General features: G+C 62.1%; 21 protein-coding genes. 14 read left to right on the forward strand and 7 right to left on the reverse strand.

Annotation, left to right across the window (positions count from 1 at the left end; translation table 11 throughout):
- The first annotated feature begins 137 nt into the window (after positions 1 to 137).
- From LH365_RS14705 to LH365_RS14715, 3 genes are all read left to right on the forward strand, one after another.
- Positions 138 to 329, forward strand: coding sequence for a hypothetical protein (locus LH365_RS14705; RefSeq protein ID WP_226746103.1), 192 nt, complete (start codon positions 138 to 140; stop codon positions 327 to 329).
- 126 nt (positions 330 to 455) lie between these two features.
- Positions 456 to 878, forward strand: a complete 423-nt coding sequence (locus LH365_RS14710; RefSeq protein WP_226746104.1) for a response regulator — start codon at positions 456 to 458, stop codon at positions 876 to 878.
- 38 nt (positions 879 to 916) lie between these two features.
- Positions 917 to 2,461 (forward strand): tryptophan halogenase family protein, encoded by a 1,545-nt coding sequence (locus LH365_RS14715; RefSeq protein ID WP_226746105.1) that lies wholly within the window; start codon positions 917 to 919, stop codon positions 2,459 to 2,461.
- Between the two features lie 54 nt (positions 2,462 to 2,515).
- On the opposite strand, the gene LH365_RS14720 is transcribed toward LH365_RS14715, so the two are convergent.
- A complete protein-coding gene (locus LH365_RS14720) occupies positions 2,516 to 3,877 on the reverse strand; it encodes a cation:proton antiporter (protein WP_226746106.1) in 1,362 nt (453 codons plus the stop codon).
- A 269-nt stretch (positions 3,878 to 4,146) separates the two neighbouring features.
- On the opposite strand from LH365_RS14720, the gene LH365_RS14725 reads away from it, so the two are divergent.
- A complete protein-coding gene (locus LH365_RS14725) occupies positions 4,147 to 4,395 on the forward strand; it encodes a type II toxin-antitoxin system Phd/YefM family antitoxin (RefSeq protein ID WP_226746107.1) in 249 nt (82 codons plus the stop codon).
- Complete coding sequence (locus LH365_RS14730; protein WP_226746108.1) at positions 4,396 to 4,893, forward strand: PIN domain-containing protein; 498 nt, start codon at positions 4,396 to 4,398, stop codon at positions 4,891 to 4,893.
- Here the strand turns inward: LH365_RS14730 and LH365_RS14735 are convergent.
- From LH365_RS14735 to LH365_RS14750, 4 genes are all read right to left on the reverse strand, one after another.
- Positions 4,883 to 5,428, reverse strand: coding sequence for a hypothetical protein (locus tag LH365_RS14735; protein ID WP_226746109.1), 546 nt, complete (start codon positions 5,426 to 5,428; stop codon positions 4,883 to 4,885). The genes LH365_RS14730 and LH365_RS14735 overlap by 11 nt on opposite strands.
- A gap of 103 nt (positions 5,429 to 5,531) precedes the next feature.
- Complete coding sequence (locus tag LH365_RS14740; protein ID WP_226746110.1) at positions 5,532 to 6,329, reverse strand: MetQ/NlpA family ABC transporter substrate-binding protein; 798 nt, start codon at positions 6,327 to 6,329, stop codon at positions 5,532 to 5,534.
- A gap of 11 nt (positions 6,330 to 6,340) precedes the next feature.
- Positions 6,341 to 7,012 carry a methionine ABC transporter permease gene (locus LH365_RS14745; protein ID WP_226746111.1) on the reverse strand — a complete coding sequence of 224 codons (672 nt, stop codon included), beginning with the start codon at positions 7,010 to 7,012 and terminating at the stop codon, positions 6,341 to 6,343.
- Entirely contained in the window at positions 7,009 to 7,998 is a 990-nt protein-coding gene (locus tag LH365_RS14750; protein WP_226746287.1) for a methionine ABC transporter ATP-binding protein, read from the reverse strand. The genes LH365_RS14745 and LH365_RS14750 overlap by 4 nt, the downstream gene beginning before the upstream one ends.
- Before the next feature lie 765 nt (positions 7,999 to 8,763).
- On the opposite strand from LH365_RS14750, the gene LH365_RS14755 reads away from it, so the two are divergent.
- Positions 8,764 to 11,910 (forward strand): TonB-dependent receptor, encoded by a 3,147-nt coding sequence (locus LH365_RS14755; RefSeq protein WP_226746112.1) that lies wholly within the window; start codon positions 8,764 to 8,766, stop codon positions 11,908 to 11,910.
- 218 nt (positions 11,911 to 12,128) lie between these two features.
- Positions 12,129 to 12,389 (forward strand): GlsB/YeaQ/YmgE family stress response membrane protein, encoded by a 261-nt coding sequence (locus LH365_RS14760; RefSeq protein WP_226746113.1) that lies wholly within the window; start codon positions 12,129 to 12,131, stop codon positions 12,387 to 12,389.
- A gap of 46 nt (positions 12,390 to 12,435) precedes the next feature.
- Here LH365_RS14760 and LH365_RS14765 read toward each other — a convergent pair whose 3' ends face one another.
- The gene (locus LH365_RS14765) at positions 12,436 to 13,182 is read right to left on the reverse strand and encodes a FadR/GntR family transcriptional regulator (RefSeq protein WP_226746114.1); all 747 of its coding nucleotides are present in this window, start codon (positions 13,180 to 13,182) and stop codon (positions 12,436 to 12,438) included.
- 499 nt (positions 13,183 to 13,681) lie between these two features.
- On the opposite strand from LH365_RS14765, the gene LH365_RS14770 reads away from it, so the two are divergent.
- The 4 genes from LH365_RS14770 (at position 13,682) to LH365_RS14785 (ending at position 23,012) form a co-directional block, all read left to right on the forward strand.
- The gene (locus LH365_RS14770; RefSeq protein ID WP_226746115.1) at positions 13,682 to 16,543 is read left to right on the forward strand and encodes a TonB-dependent receptor; all 2,862 of its coding nucleotides are present in this window, start codon (positions 13,682 to 13,684) and stop codon (positions 16,541 to 16,543) included.
- Between the two features lie 125 nt (positions 16,544 to 16,668).
- Positions 16,669 to 19,395, forward strand: a complete 2,727-nt coding sequence (galB, locus tag LH365_RS14775) for a beta-galactosidase GalB (RefSeq protein ID WP_226746116.1) — start codon at positions 16,669 to 16,671, stop codon at positions 19,393 to 19,395.
- Between the two features lie 168 nt (positions 19,396 to 19,563).
- On the forward strand, positions 19,564 to 20,772 hold the full coding sequence (gene manD, locus LH365_RS14780) for a D-mannonate dehydratase ManD (RefSeq protein WP_226746117.1): 1,209 nt from the start codon (positions 19,564 to 19,566) through the stop codon (positions 20,770 to 20,772).
- A gap of 146 nt (positions 20,773 to 20,918) precedes the next feature.
- Entirely contained in the window at positions 20,919 to 23,012 is a 2,094-nt protein-coding gene (locus tag LH365_RS14785; RefSeq protein WP_226746118.1) for an alpha-glucuronidase family glycosyl hydrolase, read from the forward strand.
- A 7-nt stretch (positions 23,013 to 23,019) separates the two neighbouring features.
- Here the strand turns inward: LH365_RS14785 and LH365_RS14790 are convergent, their stop codons facing one another.
- Positions 23,020 to 23,952: an NAD-dependent epimerase/dehydratase family protein gene (locus LH365_RS14790; protein ID WP_226746119.1), complete on the reverse strand. Its 933-nt coding sequence runs from the start codon at positions 23,950 to 23,952 to the stop codon at positions 23,020 to 23,022.
- 87 nt (positions 23,953 to 24,039) lie between these two features.
- On the opposite strand from LH365_RS14790, the gene LH365_RS14795 reads away from it, so the two are divergent.
- The 3 genes from LH365_RS14795 to LH365_RS14805 all read left to right on the forward strand — a co-directional run bounded on the left by LH365_RS14795 (position 24,040) and on the right by LH365_RS14805 (position 26,003).
- Positions 24,040 to 24,960, forward strand: a complete 921-nt coding sequence (locus tag LH365_RS14795) for a LysR family transcriptional regulator (protein ID WP_226746120.1) — start codon at positions 24,040 to 24,042, stop codon at positions 24,958 to 24,960.
- 508 nt (positions 24,961 to 25,468) lie between these two features.
- Entirely contained in the window at positions 25,469 to 25,672 is a 204-nt protein-coding gene (locus LH365_RS14800; protein ID WP_226746121.1) for a cold-shock protein, read from the forward strand.
- A gap of 70 nt (positions 25,673 to 25,742) precedes the next feature.
- Positions 25,743 to 26,003: a hypothetical protein gene (locus tag LH365_RS14805; RefSeq protein ID WP_226746122.1), complete on the forward strand. Its 261-nt coding sequence runs from the start codon at positions 25,743 to 25,745 to the stop codon at positions 26,001 to 26,003.
- Positions 26,004 to 26,040: the final 37 nt, after the last annotated feature.

Here is a 26,040-nt window from a genome sequence, read left to right on the forward strand (position 1 = left end):
TTACAGATGTGCCACAACTTCACTTACAGACTGTTCACAACCTTCGTCACCCCCCTCATTTTCGTCTTATCCTTTTGCGCCCAGATTTAAGTGCTTCAAATTTCCGGGGGCCAGATTTCCAGAGGAAAGGAAACGCCATGACCGATAAATCCCCCAGCGGCGAAGAGATCAGCCGCAGCGCCGAGAAGAAGGTTCACGACAGCGATCCCTTCCCGCCCGAAGGCACCACGGACGAGCATCTGCTGCGTAAGGACAGCCGCCGCCCCATTACCGAAGGCGAACGGGTCAGCGCGACGCGTAAGGCGCTGAGGCGCATCCGCAAGCCGTAATCCCGCTCTGCGAAACGTGACACTTTCAGGTCAATACTGATTTTTTACGGCATGCCGGACTATGGACACGTCGCGCCGGTTCAGGGGCCGAAGCCGTTAAAATAGCATTGTTCTCAAAGGTTTGTCATGATCGATTGTCAAGAGCGCAAAAGCGCCGGCTCTCACGCACCCACCCCTCTGAAAGTGCTGGTGGTCGATGACAATCAGGCCTCGGCCCTGACCTTAAGCTGGGCCATCGAATCCTGGGGCGACGAGGTGCGCACCTGCTTCGACGGCCTGAGCGCGCTGGATACGGCGCGCAGCTTTCACCCGGATGTCATCCTGCTCGATCTGGGTATGCCGGAGATGGACGGTCTGACGGTCGCGCGCACCCTGCGCGCCGATCCGCGCACGCGCCGCTGCAAGATCATCGCCCAGACCGGCTGGGGAGACACGGCCAAGCGCCGTGAAACCGCCGAGGCGGGCTTCGACCTGCATCTGGTCAAGCCGATCGACTTCACGGTACTGCAGGAGATGTTCGAGCTGTTCCGTATGATGCCCTCGCGCTAGGTTGCGGCCATCGCTAAAGCGTGGGCATACTCCTTCGCATGACGGGAAAGCGCAGAATACTGATCCTGGGGGGCGGCACAGCCGGATGGCTGGCGGCCGCGTATCTGGCGCGCTATTTCGACATCAAACGTCAGCCGCGCCTTGAAATCGTGCTGGTGGAGTCGCCGGAAATCAGCAGCGTCGGCGTCGGCGAAGGCACCTTCCCCACCATCCGACAAACGCTGAAATTCATCGGCATCGACGAAGCGCCTTTCATGCGGCGCACCACGGCCACCTTCAAACAGGGCATCCGCTTCGCCGACTGGGTCAAGACGCCGGTCAACGGGCGGCACGAGCACTATTTCCATCCCTTCGAAGCCCCCTATTACACAGAGGGCGAGGGTCTGGTGCCCTACTGGCTGTTGCAGGACGAGGCAACGCGCAAGCCCTTCGCCGAGGCCGTGACCTTTCAGAAGCGCGTGGCCGAGGCGCGGCGCGCCCCCAAACGCCCGCACGAAGGCGATTTCGCCGGCCCGCTCAACTACGCCTATCACTTCGATGCGCGCCAGTTAGCCGAGGTGCTGGCCGAGCGCGCCGTGGTGCTGGGCGTCACGCATAAACCGGCGCAACTCGACGGCGTGGTGCTCGATCACACCGGGCAGATCGACCATATCGTCGCCGACGGCGAGGTGCTGACGGCGGACCTCTATATAGACTGCTCGGGGTTTCGCGCCGAACTGATCGGCAAGGCTTTGGGGTCACCCTTCCGCTCGGTGCGCGGCACCCTGTTCACCAACAAGGCGCTGGCGTGCAAGACGGCCTATGAGCGGCCCGATACGCCGATCGAAAGCTATACGGTGGCCACCGGCCACGCGGCGGGCTGGACCTGGGACATCGGGCTCGATGGTCAGCGCGGCATCGGCTACACCTATTCCACCGACCACACCACTGACGACGAGGCCGAGGCCATCCTGCGCCGCTATGTCGGCGGCAAGGCGCCGCTGACCCTCCGCGAAATTCCGTTCGAGCCCGGCTATCGCGAACGGCCGTGGATCGGCAACTGCGTTGCGGTGGGCCTGTCCGGCGGCTTCATGGAACCCCTGGAATCGACCGGCATCGTCATGATCGAGGTGGCGGTGGCGATGATCGCCGAACTGTTCCCGCTCGCCGGCTCTATTGACGCGCCAGCGAAGCGTTTCAACGCACTGATGACGGCGCGCTATGAGAATGTCGTCACCTTCCTCAAGCTGCACTACGCCCTCAGCCACCGCAGCGAAGCCTTCTGGCGCGACAATACCGATCCGCAGACCTGGCCGGACCGGCTGCGTGAATTGCTGGACCAATGGCGCTACCGCCCGCCCAGCCGCTTCGACTTCCTGATCGATGTCGAAACCTTCGCCTTCTTCAACTATCAGTACATTCTCTACGGCATGGGCTTCCGCACCGACCTGAGCGGCGCGCGCGACCACTTCCCGCATGTCGAGGACGCCAACCGCACCTTCGCCAAGATCCACAATTTCGGCGAACGGGCGACGCTGGACCTGCCGCCGCACCGCACGCTGATCCGGCAGATCTATGCCGAAGGCTTTGCGGAATCGGCATAAAAAGGCGCCCCGGCGGGATGAAACACCGGGGCGCAGTCGAGGCAACTCTTAAGCTCAGTTCGACGCGTTGTCGGGCACGGCGCCCAGTTCGCCGCTTTCCCGCGCCTTGCGGCCATAGACGGCTTCGAACAGGGGCGAGGCCATGACCGTGGTGACGATTGCCATCAGCACCAGCATCGAGAACAGGGCCGGTCCAATGATGCCCTTTTGCAGGCCGATATTAATGATGATCAGTTCCATCAGGCCGCGCGAGTTCATCAGCGCCCCGATGCCCAGCGCCGTGCGGTTGTCTTCACCGGTGAGGCGCGCCGCTGCGTAGCAGGCCCCGAACTTGGCGAGGATGGATACGGCGAGAATAGCCAGAGCGATCAGCAGCAGTTCGACATTATTGACCATGTCGAGGCGCGTGTTCAGACCCGAATAGGTGAAGAACATCGGCAGCAGCAGGATGACCGTCAGCGGTTCGACCTTCTTCTTCAGTTCCTCGGTGAATTTGCCGCGCGGCATGACGGTGCCGAGAATGAATCCGCCGAAGATGGCGTGGATGCCGACGGCGTCCATGACGAAGGCCGAGGTGGCGAAGGCGATCAGGGTGATGGCGAGCACTGTATGGCTCATCTCGCCCTTTTCCTCGACCATACGGCCCAGCGGGGCCAGCAGACGTTTGCCGACGAAGACAACGAACAAAGTCCACAACAGGCCGCCGCCGATGGCGAGCACCGCAATGCCCGGCCCGCCGCCGAAGGTAGCCAGAACGATGGCCAGCACGCACCACGACACGGCGTCGTCAAACGCACCCGCCGTCAGCGACAAGGTGCCCAGCGACGAATTGGCCAGGCCACGCTCATTGATGATGCGCGCCAGCATGGGGAAGGCGGTCAGGGCGATACAGGCGCCCATGAACAGGGTGGCGTTGAAACGCGAAATCCCTTCGGCGAACAGGCCCGGCACGGTCAGCAGCCACGGCGTGATCAATATGGCCATCAGGAAGGGTACGGTAATGCCCGACAAGGAGACGGCGAAGGCGCTCTTACCCTTTTGAGCGAAATGGTCGGCGCGGAAGGTGCAGCCGACGAGGAACATGTAAAGCCCGACACCCAGTTGCGCGCCGACATAGAGGACGTTCTTGCTTTCCTTGGGGAAGATGGCGCCCTGAAGCTCCGGGAACAGAAGCCCCAGCAACGACGGCCCGAGTATAACGCCGGCGATCATTTCGCCGACCACCTGCGGCTGTCCCAGCAGCTTCTGCCCCAGCCAACCGACCACGCGGCAGGTCAGGATGATAATGCCAATCTGAAGGAAGAAGCGGATGCTGAAATCGGCAGCATTGTAGGTGCCGTTCGGCCCGTGCGGATTGAGCACGGTGGTAACGGTTTCGAGCGTGTGCGCCCAGATATCGGGCGTGACGGCGGTCATGATATGTGTGTTCCCCTGAACTGTGTGAGAGCCGCCGTCTTGCTTTTTCTTGGCGCGCAGTTGATTCCGAAAACCGCAGAACACTTTTCGGACTGCGCTAGTGCGCGGCGGTCCGCCACAGACAGGCATGGAAACAATGGATTGCGCAACAGGGTGAATGAACGAAAAAACGTTTTGAAATCACGGTTTTGAATTCTGTTGCCAAACCACCACATTGTAGTAACGTCACTACATGACAGCGCGGTCAATTGTAGGAACGTAGTCTCAAAATGAGCACATTCTCCAGCCGGGAATTCAATCAGGATGTGGGTGGCGCCAAGCGTGCGGCCCTGTCCGAACCGGTCTTCATCACCGACCGCGGCAAGCCGACTCACGTGCTGATGAGCTTCGACGCCTATCGCGCGATGTCGGGTCAGACCGAGACGCTCGTGGACCTTCTGGCCCTGACCGAAGGGGTGAGCATCGATCTCGACGCCGCCCGCGCCGGCGACGGCTGGGACCGTCAGGGGGGCGCGTAGATGTACCTGCTTGACACCCCCATCGTCATGGAGTTGCGCAAGGCCAAGGCCGGCGATACCGATCCCGGCCTGATCCGCTGGGCGTCCGGTGTGGGGCGTCAGCACCTGTTCCTGTCGGTATTGAGCCTGCTGGAACTGGAAACCAGCGTCGCGGCGGCGGAACGGCGCGAGCCCGAAAGCGGCCGCCTGCTGCGGCAATGGCTGGACGAACAGGTGCCGCGCGCCTTTGAGAACCACATCCTGCCGATCGACGCGGCGGTGGCCAAACGGCGCGCCACCCTGACGCTGAACGATTCGCGCGATGCCCTGATGGCGGCCACGGCGGCGGTGCATGGCCTGATGCTGGTGACACCCACCCCCGCCGCGTTCCGGGCCGGAAAGGTTAAGACCTTCAATCCGTTCGGCTATGCGCCGGAAGAGACCGACACCACCGCCGACTGGCGCGAAGCCGCCCGCTCCGGACCTCAGTGGTTCCGCAATCTGTTCGTCAGGTTCTAGCGCCAGCGGCCTTGTGGAACAGCCAGGCCGACAGCAGCCATACGGCGGCAAACCCGCCGTTCAGCACGAATGTGTTGTAGCCGATGACAAAGGCGGCCACGGCTACCACCATCTGGGCGACAGCCACGGCGATCATCACGCGCGCCAACCCATGCGGCCGGAAATTGACCACGAAAGCCCCGATCAGGCCGACGGCAAAGACCACCGCATACATCTGGTTGGCGGGATTGTCCTCGCTGCCGATGATGCCGACGGCCAGATTGACCCACACCAGCAGGAACGCCCCCAACAGCGCAATCCCCGCCGCCGCCCGGCACGCCAGATTACCCGACACCCGCGTCACCAAATCGAACGCCCCCGCCGCGACGGTCAGCATGACGCCAAACACGGTGAAATCGAAGGCCGTCCATCGCACTTCGGAGATGACCTGCATGGCGATGAGCGGCGCGAGCCACAACAACAGCGCCGCGCTCCACACGGCTATGCGCCAGCCCCCGCCCGGCGGGGTAGCATCGGTTTTCGTATTCCCAGTCATGACCTTATCTCCTCAGATGTCACGCCCCAGCGTGGACCGGACACAACCTGAGCGGCATGAGGAAATTCTGAGCATGTGCTGAAAAGCGCTTTAAAACGCCGGTCTAAAACGCCGGAATAACCGCGCCATTATAGGTCTTGGCGATAAAGTCCTTCACCGTCTGTGAGGTCAGGGCTTCGGCCACCGCTTTGATGCGCGGGTCGTCCGTCTTGTCCTCACGTACCACCAGATAGTTGATGTACGGGCTGTCGGCGCCTTCGATGATCAGGGCGTCCTTCTTTGGATCGAGCTTGGCGTCCAGCGCGTAGTTGGTGTTGATCAGGGCCAGATCAACCTCTGGCAAGACGCGCGGCAGGGACGGCGATTCCAGTTCCTTGAACACGAAGCCCTTGGGGTTGTCGCCGATGTCTTTCAGCGTCGCATTGATATTCGTCGGGTCTTTCAGCGTGATCAGGCTGTTCTTGTGCAGCAGAATCAACGCGCGGCCGGTGTTCGAGGCGTCGTTCGGCACGGCGATGACCGCGCCCTGCGGCAGGTCCGCAACGGTCCGGTGCTTGCGCGAATAGCCGCCGAAGGGTTCGACGTGGACGCCGACCACAGTCACCAGCTTCGTGCCGCGCTCTTTGTTGAACGAGTCGAGATAGGGCAGGGTCTGGAAATAGTTGGCGTCGATCAGGCCCTGATCGACCTGCAGGTTCGGCTGGACATAGTCGTTGAAGACCTTGACGTCGAGCGTGATGCCCTTGGCCGCCAGATCGGGCGTGACAACCTTGAGGATCTCGGCGTGCGGCACGGCGGTCGCGGCGACGCTGAGGACATTCCCCTTAGGCGCAGTCTTGCCACAAGCCGCGAGCGTCGTGGCGGCGAAACCGGACAGGAGGATATGACGACGAGAAAACATGCGGAGGTTCCTTATTTCTTCGAGACACGCGCCACCAGCGCATCGCCCAACATTTGCAGCCCCTGAACCAGGGCGATGATAAGCACGACCGTGACCACCATGACATCGGTCTGGAAACGCTGATAGCCATAACGCACGGCAAGGTCGCCCAAGCCTCCGGCCCCGACCACGCCGGCCATGGCCGTGTAGGAAACCAGCGCGATGGCCGTCACGGTCGCGGCGGCGATCAGGCCCGGCAGGGCTTCGGGCAGCAGGGTGCCCAGAACGATCTGGCGCTTCGACGCCCCCAGCGCCTGCGTCGCCTCGATAACCGAGCGGTCGACTTCGCGCAGGGCGTTCTCGACCAGCCGTGCGAGGAAGGGCGCGGCCCCCAGCACCAGCGGCGGGATGGCCCCCTTGACGCCCAGCGAGGTGCCGACCAGCACCAAAGTCACCGGGATCAGCAGGATGAACAGGATAACGAACGGGATCGACCGCAGCACATTGACCACGAAACTCAGCACCCCATAGAGGACGGCATTGGGCGCCAAACCCTGACGGCTGGTCACCGACAGCCACACACCCAGCGGCAAACCGAGCGCGATGCTAAGGGCCAATGACGCCACGACCATGCCGAGCGTCTCGCCGCTGGCGCGCAAAATCTCCGAAGCGTCGATATTGACGAAGAACTCGGCTAAATTCATTGCGCGGACTCCGTAACGGTGACGCCCCGCGCCCGCAGGCGGTTGAGCGCCTCGGTGCGGTCAGCACCCGACATGTCGACGATCATATGGCCGTAAGGGCCGGATTTCAGGCTCGACACCTGCCCCGACAGGACGCTGAAACGCGCCTCAAGCCCCTGCACGGAGGCGGACAGGGCGTCGGAATAGACGACCTCACCGAAATAGGTCAGGGTCACGGCGCTTTTGCCCACGCCTTCGGGTGGCGGCGGCAGGATGTGTTTCGACAGGGCGCGCCCGGCGGCGCTGACCGGCGCGAACAGCACCTGTTCGACGGCGCCGGCTTCGGCCAATTGCCCGTGGTCGAGAACGGCCACGCGATCACAGACCTGACGCACCACGTCCATCTCGTGGGTCACCAGCACGATGGTCAGGCCCAGTTCGCTATTAAGCTCGCCGAGTAAGGCCAGAATTCCTTGCGTCGCCTCCGGATCGAGCGCCGAGGTCGCCTCGTCGCATAAGAGAATGTCCGGGGCATTGGCCAGGGCGCGGGCGATGGCTACGCGCTGCTTCTGGCCGCCGGAAAGCTGGGCCGGATATTTCTGCGCGTGCGCGCTCAAACCCACGCGATCGAGCAGGTCCAGCGCCCGCTGACGGCGTGTCTCCGCCGTACCGGTCCCGGCCAGTTCCAGCGCATAGGCGACATTCTGCAGCGCCGTCTTGCTCGACAACAGGCCGAAAGCTTGAAAGATCATGCCCATCTTGTGTCGCAGGGCCGACAGCGCGCGAGCGTCGAGCCCGGCCAGATCGACGCCGTTGACGACCACGCGGCCTTCGCTCGGCGTCTCCAGTCGATTGAGCAGACGGATCAGGGTCGATTTGCCCGACCCCGACGGGCCGATAATGCCAAAGACCTCACCGCGTGCGATGTCGAGATCGACGCCGTCCAGCGCCGCCTGCACTCCGCCTTTCGACGTGAAGCGTTTGGTCACCCCGCGCAGGGCGATCACTGCATCCGATTTATGCGCATCTGAAACCATCACGCGGTCTTAAAGCGGCGGCTTCGACCTGTGAAGCGTGTTTTTCTGCGTGAACGGGTGACGACTTCTAAACTGGCGACGCCGCACCTGCGGAGCACGTCTCAAAATTATGATCACTTTTGACGTAATTTGCATATTTCAAATGTGAAAATTTCAAGGCGCGTCATTTTTGTACTTATGTGTCAATATAAACAAAAAATTACCTTAAGCAAATGAAGTATAAATGAATTACTGGTAAAATAGCATAACGTTTATATGTATTAAAAAAACGAATCACAGGAATTATTACAGCTTAACTACCGTTAACCGCTCAAATCTCAACGTCAAAACCGGCCATATTTTGACACATTGTGTTGTATTTTTGCCTATGAAACGCCGATATTTGACGAAAACATAAAAATATCGGCGCTATTTAACCGCAAGCTCTTGACTGATTGTTTCTGATCGTAAATGTTCGCGGCGCTGATAAATTGATCATCGCGCCACGTGACAACGGTCCCGGGCACGCGATGAGGGAGACGCCCACTCCGGAGCCGCCGTGTTTTTGGCTCCTTTTCACCGCCACTCCGGGACGTTTACGGATCGCCGCGCCCTGCGCTGCGTCCATGTCGTCGCAGGAAGGCGGGCGGGCGTCTGCTGTATCGATTTGTCCGCCGGTGTCAGAAATCCGCCGTCCTCCTCCCCGGACGACAAAGCGGAGCCACCGTCCCGCCAAATGCTCAGGAGCCCAAAGGCATGATTCTTCGTCCGTCCACCCGCTTCTTTTCTTCGCGTCTGAAGTCCGCTACCGCGCTGACCGCCGTCGCCCTGCTCGGCGTGTCCGGCGCCGCCTTCGCGCAGGAAGCAGCGCCCGCCGCCGCGCCCGCCGCTGAAGAGATCGAAACCGTTGTCGTCACCGGCACCCGCGCTTCGCTGGCCTCGGCTATCAGCCGCAAGAAGCGCGCCGGCACGGTATCGGACTCCATCGTCGCTGAAGACATCGGCCAGTTCCCGGACAAGAATGTCGGCGAAGCGCTGGGGCGCGTCACCGGCGTGCAGTTGTCACGCGACATGGGCGAAGGCAGCCAGGTCTCCATCCGCGGCGTCGAGCCCGATCTCAACCGCGTTGAGATCAACGGCATGAGCGTGCTGTCGACCGCCGGCAATCTCAACGTCTACGGGGGCGGCGGCCGCAGCCCCGACTTCCGCGAACTGCCGTCGGAAATCGTCAAGTCGATCGACGTGTTCAAGGGCTTCACCGCCGATATGACCGAAGGGGGCATCGGCGGCACGGTCTCCGTCACCACCAACCGCCCGCTCGACTTCCGCAAGCCGACCTTCTCGATCACCGCCTCGTACCAGAACCTCGACACGCTCGACGGCTGGACGCCGCGCGCCAACCTGTTCGGCACAACGAAGTTCCTCGACGGTCGCCTGGGCGTCATGGCCAATGTCACCTATGACCGCGTCAACACGCGCGGCGATTATTACGACGACCATTCGTGGGCGCGCCTGGCCGACTTCGACAACTCGGCCGAAAAAACCTCGAAATACTACAATGCGACCTATGGTCAGTCCGTCAGCGACGCCATTTCCGGCGTTCAGAACAAGGCCGCCTGCGCCACCCTGACCACCCCGGACGCCAGCAAGCTGACCACCGCACAGGCCCGCACCGCCTGTGAAACCCAGTGGTACGATTATAACGCCCGCGTGCCCCGTTACCGCGTGTGGACCCGCGACGACGAACGCGTCTCGGCCGAGCTGCAACTGCAATATAAGATCAGCGACCGCATGGACGCCTGGATCGGCTATCAGCACAACCGTCGTTCGCAGACGCTGAACGACATCAATTACGGCACCGATTTCACAGCGCTTAACCGCCTCAACTACGGCACGGCCTGCGGCGTGACCGTCGCCAATGCCGGCAGCGTCCCGGGCGTCGTCGTCGATGCGAACCACAACGTGGTCCAGTACACGGTCGGCGACTGTCTTGCCACGGCCGGCCGCGGCGGCAACAATGCCTTCAGCGTCTCGTCGCGCGACTTCTCTTACAGCGCCACGTCGAAATACCTGCAATACGGCTTCAACTATCGCGGCGACCGCCTGCGTGTGGAATTCGCCGGCTCGAACGCCGAGACCGAGACGCTCAGCCAGACCAATAATGTCAGCGTATCGTTCAACACGCCGGGCATGGTCGTCTCGATCGACCCGAACACTTCGGCGCCCAAGTTCACCTTCGCCAAAGGTTTCAGCCCGGCGGACGCTTCGGCCGTCAACCAGTGGCAGATCCAGTACCGCCCATCGCAGTCGGCCAACTCCGAAGACCAGTACAAGCTGGACTTCACCTATGACACCGGCTGGAACCTGCTCAAGGGCGTGAAGTTCGGCGGCCGCTTCACCGACGCCACGACCTCGGGCTACGGCTACGGCGGCTTTATCGTCAACGCAGGCTCCAGCCTCGCCAGCGAAACCGACAACATTGTCATCTACGCCAACTCGGTGAATTCGACGGCGACCGTCAACAATTCGGCGACAATCGACCAGAGCAACCCGATCAGCGCCAGCTTCCCGTACCGCACCGATTACTGGAACTCGACCGAAACCTGGTCGCGCGCCTTCTCAAACCAGGTCTTCGCCAGCGCCATGACCCCGCTGCCGAGCAACTTCTACTACGGCGGCACCGGCGGCCTGCCTGCGGACTGGCTGTACCCGACCTTCAACGGCGTGGCGCAGAACCTGGACACCTCGCACTTCAACCTGAACAATCTGTATTCCACTGTCGGCAATGACGGGAAGACGTACGACCAGATCCCGTACATCATTCAGGAAAAGACCGACGCCCAGTATGTCCGCTTCGACTACGGCTTCCCGGCCTTCGGTCTGGAGTTCGACGGTAACTTCGGCGTGCGCCGCGTCCATACCGAGACCACTTCGACCGGTCAGAACACCCGTCGCGAAACCCGCTATACGGATGCGACGCAGACCGCGACGACCACCGCTATCGTGTCGAACACCCAGACGTCGATGAGCAAGGATTACACGGTGTGGCTGCCCAGCTTCAACATCAACACCTGGATCATCCCGTCGGAGCTGAACGTCCGCGCCGGCTTCGCCAAGCTGATGGCCCGCCCGCTGGTCACCTATCTGCAGCCCAGCATCGACTGCACCATCAACTACGCCAATGACGGCACTTCGGAAGACGGTCCGGACAGCTGCAACGCCGGCAATCCCGGCCTGAAGCCCTACCGCGCCGATCAGTACGACGTCTCGTTCGAATGGTATCCGAACCGCGACACCCAGATTTCGACCGGCTTCTTCTACAAGAATATCCGTTCGTTCTATGTCCCGACCCGCACCAATATCGGCCAGCAGGACGTCTTCGGCGACGGCACGCTCTACTACTACAACACCTATGTGAACGCCGCCGGCGCCAAGATTTCGGGCGTCGAAATCACGGCAAAAACCGCCTTCACCTTCCTCCCGGGCGTGTGGTCGGGCTTCGGCGTCGACGCCAACTACACCTATCAGAAGGCTGAGGACGTCGGCATCTACAGCCAGCTCGACGGCTCCGAACTGCCCTATCCGGGCCTGTCCTCGGACAGCTACAACGTCACCTTGTGGTACGACAAGGGCCCGATCAACGCGCGTCTGGCCTATAATTACCGTTCGAAGTACCTCGTGACGGCCTCGGATAGCCAGCAGAACCCGAACTTCAAGGAGCCGACCGGCTATCTGGACGGCAAGGTCACCTGGAAGCCGGACTTCGCCAAGGGCCTCTCCTTCTTCGTCGAAGGTAAGAACCTGACCGAAGAAGACGAGACCGTCACCGTGGCCGACATCCGCCTGATCAATACCGGCTATTCCGGCCGACGGGTTTTCTTCGGCTTCACGTACAAGAATTAGGGGCGACACACCCCTGCAATTCCTCCCTGAAACTGACAACGCCGCCTGTACAAACAGGCGGCGTTTTTTTGCGCCCGCTTTGAGACGCGCGAATTAACTCGGCTTGCGGGGTTTTTATACGGCCCCGCCACCGCGGCATTTCCGCCTTATCGTACGCATGACACTTTGCTTCTCAGTACACGGGCCATTCACGGCTCATAATATCGAGGAGCACGACCATGAACGAGAATTCCGTAGGCTGGCTGACCGCCCTGATCGTCGGCGCTATCGCCGGGTGGATCGCCGAACAACTGATGAAGTCCGAACAGGGCCTGTTTATGAACATCCTGCTGGGCGTGATCGGCGCGGCCGTGGCCAGCGCGCTCCTGTCTATCCTCGGCATCTCGTTCGGCGGGGTGATCGGCTATCTGATCGCCGGTGTTATCGGCGCCTGTCTGCTCATCGCCGTCAGCCGCATGTTCCGCGGTCGAAGGGCGTAACCCCTCCCCACACAAAGAAAAAGCCCGGCCAATACGCCGGGCTTTTTTATGCCTTGAGGAAACGCTGAGCCAGCGCCTTGCGTCGGGCCTCGCCCGCTGCCCGGGCCTTTTCGACCTCCACCAGCTCGGTCGTGGCCAACAGGTGCTCGATCACCCGGTCCATATGTTCGCGCATGGCCTGACGCGCAGCTTCGGGCGAGCGCTTCTCAAGCGCATCGAGAATCTGGCTGTGTTCGGCGACGCGCGCATTCATACCCAGATTGGCCGTTCGCGCCAGAATGTTGCGCGCCAGCGGCGACCGATAACGCCAGTCCCACAGATTTTCGACCGATGACACGATAGCCCCATTGCCGGTGACCTGCGCGATCAGCATGTGGAACTCACGATCGGCGCGCTCGGAAATGGCCGGTGATGGGTCTTCCATCAGCCGCACCAGCGACTTCAGTTCGTCCAGTTGCTCGTCGGTGACCAGGCTGGCGGCCAGGGCGGCGACCTCGCTTTCGAACAGGCGACGCGCCTCGATCAGTTCGAACGCGCCTATTTCCGAATCGGACATGGGCAGGGGATCGGGCGATACGGCCTTGACCACGATGCCGTGGCCCTGACGCGCCTCGATATAGCCGAGGATTTCCAGCGCGATCATCGCTTCGCGCAAGGTCGGGCGGCTGACCTTGAACTCTACCGCCAGCTCACGCTCGGTCGGCAGGCGGTCGCCCGCCTTATAGGCGCCGGAGCGGATTTCCTCGGCGATGGCGTCAGCGATGCGTCTATAACGTTTACGATTGTCAGACATGGGACCAATTTCTGATTTTACCGGGGACTATGCCCGATACGCGATCAATTTCAATGGAAAAGCCCAAACTGTGCCGCTTAACCCTCCATGCCCGCCGCTAAGAGATCTAAAATTGGACTGACCAATATGTCGACCGCTCCTCATGAACCCGTATACACACTTGTTTCAGGTCTGATTTAACGCATAAACATCGCACAAAATGGCAATTTATCAGATAATAAGCTTATTTATCAAACAAATGCCCTTCCCTCTCATTTTCGTTTCTTTTCGTATCCAATCTTAGAGTTACGAATTTTTCTTGTTTAATTTCAATTTGATACAGAGACGTTCAATCGCCGTAGTTAACAATGGCGTAAAAAATGTCACAGTGACACCAATATTGGCCTGACCTAATTGACAGAGTTAAGCGGACCAATATATCTATGTGAGCGTTACCATAAGGCGGACGAGGCCAGGCCTCGCAGAACAAAACCGCCGGAGACCTACAGGAGGAGCCCCAATGACACGCCGTAACACGCGCATTTTGCGCGCGACCAGACTTGCCCTTATGTCCGCCACCATCCTCGCCGGTTCCGGCCTTGACATGGCGTACGCCCAAACCAACACCACCGCCGCCGCCACTGACGACGTTACCGATGTCGTCATCACCGGTTACCGCAAAAGCCTTCAGGACGCCACGCGCGCCAAGCGCAACTCGGTCAACTTCTCGGACTCGATCTTCGCGCAGGACATCGGCAAGTTCCCCGATCTGAACCTCGCCGAATCGCTGCAGCGCGTGCCAGGCGTGCAGATTTCGCGCAATGGCTATACCGGCGAAGGCACCCAGGTGAATGTGCGCGGTCTGGGCCCCAGCTTCACCAAGATCGTCCTGAACAATGCCGGCGTGGCCGTGGCGTCCGACGGCGGCATCGACGGAGGCGCGTCCAACCGCGAAGTCGATCTCGACCTGTTCCCGTCGGAACTGTTCACCCGTCTGACCGTCTCCAAGACCCCGACCGCCAGTCAGCTCGAAGGCGGCATGTCGCTGGTCAACATGCAGAACGCCCGCCCCTTCGACAACAAAGGTCAGCACCTGACCGTATCGGCCTCGGCCTCCTATGGTGAGGCTTCGGGCGATTTCTCGCCGCGCGGCGCCGTCACCTTCTCCAAGACCTGGGACAAGTGGGGCATACTCGTCGGGCTGGCCGGTTCGCGTCAGCGCACCCGCTCGGACGGGTTCGATTCGGTCGGCTGGAGCAATGCCAACCTTGCCTGCCCGACCGGCAGCACGGGATGCGACAACTCTCAGGGCAACAATTTCAGCTTCGCGACCGTCGTGCCCGCCAATGCCGGCAACGGCCTGACGCCCGGCGCGACGCTCGATATGAATGCTCTTCTGGCGCTGAACCCCGGCCTGACCGCCAATCAGTTGACCAACGCCATGCTTCCGCGTCTGGGCCGCCTCAACTATGTCGACGGCCATCGCGACCGCGTCACCCTGATCACCGCCGTCGAATACCGTCCCAGCGACGACCTGCGCTTTGCGCTCGACATCATGGCCGCCTCCGCCAAAGGCGAGTATGACCGTTCCAGCTTCAACTGGTTCGTGCGCAACTCTTCGACCGCCGCCACAGGCGGCATGGTGCCGATCAATCTTAAGGTCGACAGCAACAATGTCGTCACCTCAGGCACCTTCGCCAACTCGGCCATGTTCGTTGAAGCCCGCACCTTCGACGAAGACCTCGACTTTGTGAACGTCAACCCCAGCCTGAGCTGGCAGATCTCGCCGAAACTGCGCCTCGACGCCTCGGCCAACTACACCCACTCGGTCTTCTTCCGCGAAGCCCCCAGCTTCCTGTTCAATACGCCGTTCAATTCGGGCCTGACCATCCAGTACACCAATGATGGCATCATCCCGACGATCAAGCCGAACAAGAACATCGCCGATCCGAACCTTGGCTGGACCTGGAACCGCGTCAACATCCAGAACGTCAAGCGCGCCACCTACACGGCCGGGGCGCACGCCGACATGACCTATGATTTCGAAGACGGGTCGTCGCTGAAGTTCGGCGCCGCCTACGACGAGGCCGACCGCAAGATCACAGCCTACGATAACTCGACCGCCTATCAGACCTACGTCTTCTCCGTCATCCCGCAAAGCGCCATCGCCGGCTATCTGGGCGTCGGCCCGGCCTCGGACTTCACCCACATTCTCGACGGCACGCCGGGCTTCACACAGCATATCCTGCCCAACCTGGACAAGCTGAAGGCCGACACCAACTACGCCGCCTTCAATGCGGGCGCTCCGGTGGTAAACACCTCGGCCCTGAGCACGCCCACCGGCGCGATCAACGAGAAAAACAAGGGCGCCTATATCGAATACAACACGCAGATCCCGCTGGCCGGGCTGGTGTTCAAGCTCAATGCCGGCGTCCGCCGCGCCGTGACGGATCAGACCGTAACGGGTCCGGTGACGGTCAACGGCGTACGCCAGATCGTGACCGCCGAGACCAGCTACAGCGCCAACCTGCCGTCGCTTAACGTCACCACCATGGTCACCGAGAACCTGCAACTGCGCGCGGCGGCATCGAAGACCTTGACCCGCGCCAATCCGAACAACCTGCTGCCCGGCGTCACCTTCTCCGATCCGTCCGCCCAGACGGCCAGCGCGGGCAATCCGGAGCTTCAGCCCTACTATTCGGAAAACCTCGACTTCGGGGCCGAATACTATACGGGCGGCCTGGGTTACGTCAGCGTCGCGGTGTTCAAGAAGACCGTCAACGGCTACACGGTCGTGCAGCAGACGACGCGCAAGTTCACTGACCTCAACATCCCCTTCGACTCGCTGACCGCCCAGCAGCAACAGGCGATCAACGACCGCGGCGGCCCGGCCAATGCCGACGTCTTCGTCAACCAGCCGGTCAATGTCAACACCATCAACCTGACCGGCATCGAACTGGGCTGGGTGCAGCCGCTCGACTTCCTCGTCAAGGGCATGGGTTTCAGCGCCAACTACACGCATCTGGACGACGAAAAAGACGGCGCGGCCGCCCAGCTCTCGCCGCAGACCTTCAACGCCACCGGCTATTACGAAAACGATCTGTTCTCCCTGCGCGCCAGCTATGTCTGGTTCGACGAACGCATCGCCGCCGGCGCGCCGCAGAACGGCCTGATGCTGCCGCTCATCGCCACCGATCGCGGTCAGGTCGACCTGTCGGCTAGCTACAATACCGACTGGTTCGGCCAAAAGGGTCAGTTGACCTTCGAAGCCACCAATATCACCAACGAGCCGTTCCGCACCAATTTCGGTTACGAGAACGCGGCCTACAGCCACTTCAACCCCGGCGCCACTTACCACTTCGGCTGGCGCGGGAAGTTCTGACCTTTTCTCCCCGCTGGGCGGACGCGGCGCGAACCGGCGCGTCCGCCCTTTCTTTTTTCAGAATGCGATCCTTCGCGACCTGTCGCTTCAGGTTCAGGCATAGATCGAATAAGAGGGAGACAGGCATGACCCGCGCGATTCCGGCGACGCGACGTGCTTTGCTAACCGCGGCGGCGGCGGCCAGCCTTTTGTCCGCCAATCCCGGCGCGACCCAAACCCGCCCAGACACCCGCAACAGCGGCCGCAAAGGGTCGCGTGAGCGTCTGTCGCTCAATGACGACTGGCGCTTTACGCCGGGCGATCCGGAGGGCCTCAACGGCGCGCTCGATTACGACATCCGCCCGGAAATCAAGAAGAGCGAGGACGGTAAGGAAGCCGATGCCAAGCCCGTTGACGCCACCCGGGTCGACGCCACGCGTCCGGTGCTGAAGCCGTGGATTCTGCCCTCGGCCAATCCCTTCATCCGCGATCCGGCCAAACGCCACAGCCGCCCCGAAGGCCATCCGGGCGCGCAGGTAAGCTGGGTCAAATCCAGCTTCGACGATTCCGGCTGGGAGGCTGTCACCCTGCCGCACGACTGGGCCATCAAGGGCCCGTTTCTGCAGACCGGTCCCTATGGCGGCATGGGCCGTCTGAAGACCTGGGGGCCCGCCTGGTACCGCCGCGCGCTGGATATTTCCGCGTCTGACAAGGGCCGCTCGGTCTTTCTCGATATCGACGGGGCCATGTCCTATGCGACCGTGTGGTGCAATGAGCGCCTCGTCGGCGGCTGGCCCTATGGCTATAATTCCTTCCGCCTCGACCTGACGCCGCATCTGAATTACGGCGGCCAGAACCGCATCGTCATTCGCCTCGACAATCCGCAGGAGTCGGCGCGCTGGTATCCCGGCGCGGGCCTTTACCGCAATGTGTGGCTGGTCAAGACCGGAGCCGTGCACGTCGCTCACTGGGGCACGCAGGTCACCACGCCGCAGGTGTCGAAAGAGTCGGCGACGGTCGATATCGTCACCACCATCGACAATGACGGCGCGTCCGACGCCGACATCGCGCTCGTCACCCGCCTCTACGCGCTGGACGCCCAAGGCAGACAGACGGGCCGCGCCGTCGCCGAAAGCGCGCGCCAGACCCTGCGCGTGCCGGCCAAAGCCAGCGCCGCGCTGAAAGCCTCGGCCACCGTCGCCAATCCGCGCCTGTGGGGCCCGGCCCCGACCCAGACGCCCAATCGCTACGTCGCCGTGACCACCCTTATTCAGGGCAGCCGCGAGATCGACCGCTACGAGACGCCCTTCGGTATCCGCACCCTGCGTTTCGATGCGGACAAGGGCCTGTTCGTCAACGACCAGTTCGTCCCCATTCAGGGCGTCAATAATCACCACGACCTCGGCGCGCTGGGGGCGGCCTTCAACGTCCGCGCCGCCGAGCGTCAACTGGAAATGCTGCTGGAGATGGGCTGCAACGCCCTGCGCATGAGCCACAACCCACCGGCGCCCGAACTGCTGGACCTGTGCGACCGCATGGGCATCCTCGTCATGGACGAGGTGTTCGACGCCTGGGAAAAGCGCAAGACACCGCACGACTTCCACCTGATCTTCCCCGACTGGCAGGAGGCCGATCTGCGCGCGATGCTGAGGCGCGACCGCAATCACCCCTCCATCGTCATGTGGAGCGTCGGCAACGAGGTCGGCGAGCAGTATTCGGGTGAGGCCGGCGCGCTGATCGCCCGGCGGCTGGTGACCATCGTGCGCGAGGATGACCCGACGCGCCCGACGACCAATGCCATGAACTGGGCGCAGGCCGACATGCCCCTGCCCGCCGAGGTCGATGTCATCAGTCTCAACTATCAGGGCGCCGGCATCCGCAGCCTGCCGAGCAAGTTCCCGGCCTTCCGCGCCAAATTCCCTAACAAGGTCATCCTGCACAGCGAAAGCGCTGCCGCCCTGTCGAGCCGGGGGGAATATCAGTTCCCCGTACCCGGCAACAACAGCGGCCCCGTCCGCCCCGGCGTCGGCGGCGACCCCAAGACCAAACAGGTCAGCGCCTACGAGCTGTTCGCCGCCGATTTTGGTTCGTCCGCCGACCGCAACTGGGCGGCGCAGGACCAGAACCCCTATGTGGCCGGTGAATTTGTGTGGACCGGGTGGGACTATCTGGGCGAACCGACCCCTTATTACGACGCGCGCAGCTCCTATTTCGGCATTATCGACCTTGCCGGGTTCAAAAAGGACCGTTTCTGGCTCTATCAGTCGCGCTGGCGGCCGGAACTCCCCGTGGCGCACCTGCTGCCGCACTGGAACTGGGCGGGCCGCGAAGGCGAGGTCACGCCGGTGCACCTGTTCACCTCCGGCGACGAGGCCGAGCTGTTCATCAACGGCAAGTCGCAGGGACGTCTCAAAAAGCGTCAGTACGAGTACCGCCTGCGCTGGGACTATGTGACCTATGAACCCGGCGAAATCAGCGCCGTGGTTTATAAGGGCGGCCAGGAATGGGCGCGGACCCGCCGCCGCACGACGGGCAAGGCTGTCGCGCTCAAGCTGGAGGCCGACCGCAGCGTCATCGACGCCGACGGCAAGGATCTGAGTTTCGTCACCCTGCGCATCGTCGATGACATGGGCGAAACCGTGCCCTTCGCCAAGGAGGCGGTGACCTTCACCCTGGAGGGGCCGGGCGAGATCGTCGCCACCGACAACGGCGACCCGACCGACTTCACCGCCTTCCCGTCGAAACGCCGCCAGGCCTTCAACGGTCTGGCTCTGGCCATCGTCCGCGCCCATCCGGGGCAGAAGGGCCGCCTGACCCTGCGCGCGCAGGCAACAGCGCTGAAGGGGACGGAAATCGTCATCGCCACCGGCTAAGGTCTTACCAATTCAGTTGCGTTTTTTCGCGTGTGCATGTCATGATCCGAACCCGCAAATCGTCTTATACGACAAATGAATATGACGGTTATCCGCACTTTGCGCTTGCCATGGGCGCGATTGGACGGCAAAAGCGAGATAGGTCATACCAATTAAGGCGTCAATTCCATGAAAATCGTATCGGCGAAGGTCATCGTCACGTGCCCCGGGCGCAATTTCGTAACGCTCAAGATCATGACGGACCAAGGCGTCTACGGCATCGGCGACGCGACGCTGAACGGTCGCGAGTTGTCGGTCGTCGCTTATCTGGAAGAGCACGTCATCCCCTGCCTGATCGGCCGCGACCCGCAGCAGATCGAGGACATCTGGCAATATCTCTATCGCGGGGCCTACTGGCGTCGCGGTCCGGTGACCATGTCGGCCATCGCCGCCGTCGATACCGCCCTGTGGGACATCAAGGGCAAGATCGCGGGCCTGCCGGTCTATCAGCTTCTGGGCGGCCGCTCGCGCACCGGCGTCATGGTTTATGGCCACGCCAACGGCACCAGCATCGAGGACACCATCGAAGTCGCGCAAAGCTACAAGGCGATGGGCTATAAGGCCATCCGCCTGCAGTGCGGCGTGCCGGGCCTCGCCTCGACCTACGGCGTGTCGAAGGACAAGATGTTCTACGAACCCGCCGATGCCGATCTTCCGACCGAGAACGTCTGGTCGACCGAAGCCTATATGCGCGTGGTCCCCAAGCTGTTCGCCGCCGCGCGTGAGGCGCTGGGTGACGAAGTCCACCTGCTTCACGACGTCCACCACCGCCTGACGCCGATCGAGGCCGGGCGTCTGGGCCGTGACCTTGAGCCCTATCGTCCGTTCTGGATGGAGGATTCGGTCGTTGCGGAAAATCAGGACAATTTCAGGCTGATCCGTCAACACACCACGACCCCGCTGGCCGTCGGGGAAATCTTCTCGTCGATCTGGGACTGCAAGGACCTGATCCAGAACCAGTTGATCGACTATATCCGCGCCACGGTCGTCCACGCCGGCGGCCTCTCGCACCTGAAGAAGATCGCCTCGTTCGCCGAGTTGTACAATGTCCGCACGGGCTGCCACGGGGCAACCGACCTGTCGCCGGTGTGCATGGCGGCGGCCCTGCACTTCGACGTCTCGATCCCCAACTTCGGCATCCAGGAATATATGCGCCATACGCCGGAAACCGACGCGGTCTTCCCGCACGGCTACCACTTCGAAAAAGGCGACCTGATGGTTTCCGAGGCACCGGGGCTCGGTGTCGATATCGATGAGGAACTGGCGGCGAAATATCCCTACAAGCGCGCCTACCTGCCGGTGAACCGCCTGCAGGACGGCACGCTGTTTAACTGGTAAAAAGATCATACCTCCCCGGCTTGCCGGGGAGGGGGACCGCACGACGCGCGCAGCGCTAGATGTGGTGGTGGGGGCCTTCCGCGCCTGCTAAAATGCATAATCCTTCCGGTAGAGAAGGACGGCATCAACGATATCAGGAGGAACCCATGCGGCTTCGGCTCGTCCATGCGCTCTGTGCGCTCATCTGCCTGTTCGCCGCGCCGGCCTTTGCCGAGGACGGCTACGACCTGTGGCTGCGCTATAAGCCGGTCGCCAGCGCCGACGCCGTCCCCCGCGCCGTTGTCACGCAAAGCGACTCTCCGACTGTTCGCGCGGCCGTTTCCGAGTTGCAAAAAGGGCTTTCCGACCTGTCCGGACAGACCGTTTCCTTAGCTGGAAATGTTAGCGCTCCCTCGGTCGTCCTGACGCGCAACGCCGCCCCCGACGCAGCCCTTGGCAACGAAGGCTTCGCCATCCGCAAGGGCACGGAAAACGGCCAGCCCGTGACCCGCATCAGCGCCAACAGCGACATCGGCCTGCTCTACGGCGCATTCGCCTACCTTCGACAAATCCAGACCGGCAGTATCACCGACACCACCGACGCGCCCAAGGTCAAGCTGCGCCTGCTCAACCACTGGGACAATCTCGACGGTACGGTCGAGCGCGGCTATGCGGGCTGGTCCCTGTGGGACTGGTGGCGGCTGCCGGACCTGAAGGACCCGCGCTATGTCGATTACGCCCGCGCAAATGCCTCGATCGGCATCAACGGCACGGTGCTCAACAATGTCAACGCCAAGGCCGCCTCGCTGACCGCGCCCTATCTCGACAAGGCGGCGGCGCTGGCCGACACCTTCCGCCCCTACGGCATCCGCGTCTACCTGTCGGCGCGCTTTTCGGCCCCTATCGAATTGGGCGGCCTGACCACCGCCGATCCGCTCGATCCGCAGGTGCGCGCCTGGTGGAAGGCCAAGGCCGACGAAATCTACACCAAGATCCCCGACTTCGGCGGTTTCCTCGTCAAGGCCAATTCCGAAGGCCAGCCCGGCCCGCAGGACTATGGCCGCACGCAGGAGGACGGCGCCAATATGCTGGCCGAAGCGCTGGGTGACCGGGGCGTCGTCATGTGGCGCGCCTTCGTCTACAAGGCCGAGGTCGCCGACGACCGCCACAAGCAGGCCTGGAACGAGTTCAAGCCTCATGATGGAAAATTCGCGCCCAATGTGCTGGTGCAGGTGAAGAACGGCGCCATCGACTTCCAGCCGCGTGAGCCCTTCCATCCCCTGTTCGGGGCTATGCCGAAGACGCCGCTGATGATGGAGTTCCAGATCACCAAGGAGTATCTGGGCTTCGCCACCCACCTCGCCTATCTGGGTCAGTATTTTGAAGAAGCGCTGGACGCCGACACCTTCCAGAACGGGCAGAAGGGCTGGACCGTCGCGCGGGTGGTCGAGGGTGAGAATCACAAATTAAGTGGGATAGCGGGCGTGGCCAATATCGGCACCGACCGCAACTGGTCGGGTTCGGACTTCGATCAGGCCAACTGGTACGCCTTCGGGCGGCTGGCGTGGAACCCGCAAGGCTCCGCCGGCGACATCGCGGCCGAATGGGCGAAGATGACCTTCACCACCGACGCGCGCTTCGTGAAGCCCGTAGTCGATATGATGATGACCTCACGCGAGACGGTGGCCGACTATATGACGCCGCTGGGCCTGCATCACCTGATGGATACCGGCCACCACTACGGTCCCGGCCCCTGGGTCGATAATCTGGAGCGGCCCGACTGGAACCCGGTCTATTACCACAAGGCCGACACCAACGGCATCGGGTTCGACCGCACCAGGACCGGCTCCAATGCGCTTTCGCAATACGATCCCAAAGCGCAGGCCGCCTGGGCCGATCCCCGGAAAATGGATGAGCGCTACCTTTTGTGGTTTCACCATCTGTCCTGGGACTACAAGACGAAGTCGGGTCGCCCGCTGTGGGACGAACTGATGCTCACCTACGACAAAGGGGCGAAGGACGCCGCCGCCCTGCAGCAGACCTGGGCGGCTATGAAGCCCTATGTCGACGCCGAGCGCTATCAGGCCATCGCCAGCACACTGGGGATTCAGGCGCGCGAGGCAAAGTGGTGGCGCGACGCCTCGGTGGCCTACTTCCAGTCGAAATCGGGGCGCCCCCTGCCGGCCGGCGTCGCCGCACCTGAGAAGACGCTGGAATACTATAAGTCGCTGAAATTCCCGTACGCCCCCGGTCACCACTGATGGGCCATCACTGACGATAGCTGCGCGCCGCCTCCGGAACGCCGACCTCGAACGGCGTGACCTCGAAGCCGAAGCGGCGGGTCAGCTTGCCGCCGTCGATATGGTAAGGCCGGTCGAACAGAAAGCGCATGTCGTGCAGTTCGCGCATGAACGGCGTCACCAGCCCCAGCACGGGAAAGAGGCCGGGTGGAACGGCCTGTATCTTCGGCTTTTGCCCCAGTGTCCGCGCCCCGATGGTAATGAGGTCGCGCAGGGTCCGTGTCGGCGCGCTGGGCATATGCCAGACCTGACCGTACTCGGCCTCCGGCAGATCCAGCAACCGTTCCATGGCGCGCGCCACATCGGGTATGTAGGCGAAATCGTGCGGCATGTCGGGCGGGGCGACAATCTGCGCGGGCTTGCCCTGCGCCAGACGCCCGAAGACCAGATCGCCCAAGTGGCTGTTGCTGACGCCGGGGCCGTAGAAATCCGGCACGCGCAGGGCGCTCATCAGCACCTCGCCTTTGGCCACCGCCGTTTGCCACTGCTCGGAGATAGCGCGGCGCACGGCGGGCTTGCCGCCCCAACGCGCATAGGGCGTGGTCTCTGAAATCGGCCCGTTCTGCGGCCCGTACATGTACAGGTTGTCGAAGAAAAGGGTCTTTGCCCCGGTCGCCCGTGCGGCCGCCAGCAGATGGGTCATGGCGATGGGCCAGCTTTGCCGCCACACGCGGGTTGAATAGGGAAATCCGACGGTGACGACGATATGGCTTGCGCCGCGCGACACGGCCTGCACGGCGGCGGCGTCCCGCACATCCGTGGCCACGAAGTCCACGCCGGGCGGCAGGTCTTTCGGGCGTGAGCGCTGGGTGACAATGGGCTGGCGACCGGCGGCGATCAGGCGTTCGGTGAGGCTGCGGCCACCGGGGCCGTAACCGAAGATGACGATTTTTTCGGACATGAAAGAGGTTCCTTGTAACTGTCCGAAAGGATAAGGCCGATTGCGCTATATCAAAAATGCATTATTTATATAAACACTATGCAAAAAATGAATTTATCCGCTGTTGATCTTGACCTGCTGCCGGTGCTCGAAGCCCTGCTGCGCCGGCGCAATGTCACCCATGCGGCCAACGAGGTCGGCCTCAGCCAGCCCGCCGTCAGTCGTGCGCTGGGGCGATTGCGTGAGCTGTTTGAAGACCCCCTGCTGATCCGTTCCGGCGGTGGCCTGACCCTGACGCCGAAGGCCGAGCGTCTGGCGCCGCAGGTGGCCGCCGCGCTCGACGGCCTGCGCGGCCTGTTCCGCGACGAGGCCTTCGATCCGGCGCAGGAACAGCGCACCGTGCGGCTGGTGGCGTCGGACGTGCATACCCTGCTACTGCTGCCCGCCCTGACGACCCGGCTGGCGCGGGAGGCCCCCGGCATCGACGTGCAGGTCTCAGCCTATGGCCCGGATACGGTCGCCCTGATGCAGCAGGGCCGTCTGGACCTGGGTTTTGCGCTCGACACGACGCCCCTGCCCGTCGGCACCGAGACCCTGCCGCTGGGCTACGACCGGCTGGCGCTGGTAATGCGGCGGGGGCATCCGCTGGCCGATCGCCCTGTTACAGCGGAAGATTATGAACGCTTTGCGCACGCCGCTATTCGCATTTTCGGCGACGGTCAGTCGGAGCTGGACGCCGCGCTGGCGGCGCGTGGCCTGTCACGCCATATCGCCCTGAGCACGCCCTACTTCACGGCAGCCTTGGCCGCCGTGAGCCGGAGCGACCTCCTCACCACCATCTCCGAAGCTCTGGCGCACCGGCTTGCCGACACCTTTGGTCTGGTCTGCGTGCCGTCGCCGCTCGCACCGGACCCTCTACGGCTGGTGTTGGTCTGGGACCGGCTGCGCGGCCGCGATCCGGCCCTGATCTGGTTCCGCGAACGGCTGCGGGAAGTGGCGGCGGAGGTCTATCCGGTCGCACGCGTTTAAAGACACTGAAAAGCCTCAATTAGCGCTTAGGGTGTAACCGTGTCCGGACAGGCGTAGCGCCGTCCCTGACCTCACCCTCCCTTCTCGATCTGGCTGCGCCCGCTTCCACGCCGAGTGCGCTCCCTCTTTTACGAATCCGCGTGTCTGCGGATATGGATACCTATGTACAATCTTCATACTTCACCGGCCCATAGCGGCCACCAACGTCGTGCGGCCACGCCGCTGCGTCCCGCCTTTTCGCGGAACGTCCCTGTTATCCCTCTGTTTAGCCCCGAAGAATTGCGTCGCCTCGTTGCCGAGATGATCGACTAAAAACCTGTCATATAAAATAAAAATCGTACCTGTCGCTTTTAAGGCGAAAATAATTTCAAGCTGTGTTATAGTAAAATATCGAAACACAGACCGCCTTGTCTGATTGCCTTTATTGGCCTCTCCCAAGCATTTCTTTTTTCGAACGCTCCGATTTTTGGGGCAGACGGCGCACGTCTATGTGCGAACGGAGGCCAACATGGCTGTCGGTATTGTAAAGTGGTTCAACCCCAACAAGGGTTTTGGTTTTATTCAGCCTGAGATCGGCGGCAACGATGTGTTCGTGCACATCTGGGCCATCGAACGCGCAGGCTGGCGGATGCTGGTCGAAGGCCAGAAGATTGCCTACGAGGTCCAGAGCGACCGGGGCAAGGCCTCCGCAGTCAACCTTCAGGCGGCTTAGGCCACCCCGAAAGCCCGGCGGCATCGCCGGGCTTTCTTTTTCCACTCAATCCGACCCTATGGAGCTGATAATGATCCCCACCCGTAAACTTACCGAAAGCTGGGACTCCGTATGGCCGACCTTGGGCGAAACCGGGTTGATAAACGCTCACGTGCCCACCTGTTTTGAAGTCCGCTTCGACGGTAAAATGTGGCAGGTGCTCAAGGATCGTCAACCGGTCGAACATCATCTCGAACGCCGCGACGCCGTTCACGGGGTGCGCCGGGCGATGCAACGTATTTTCGCGTCCGGTAAACCGGCGCAGTGGCGGCTGATCGCCGTCAGCGCCTGAGCCGATACCTCATATTCACCCTTTCAAAAAAGCGTCC

Origin of the sequence: Asticcacaulis sp. AND118, assembly GCF_020535245.1 — a bacterium.
In the GTDB taxonomy this organism is placed as follows: domain Bacteria; phylum Pseudomonadota; class Alphaproteobacteria; order Caulobacterales; family Caulobacteraceae; genus Asticcacaulis.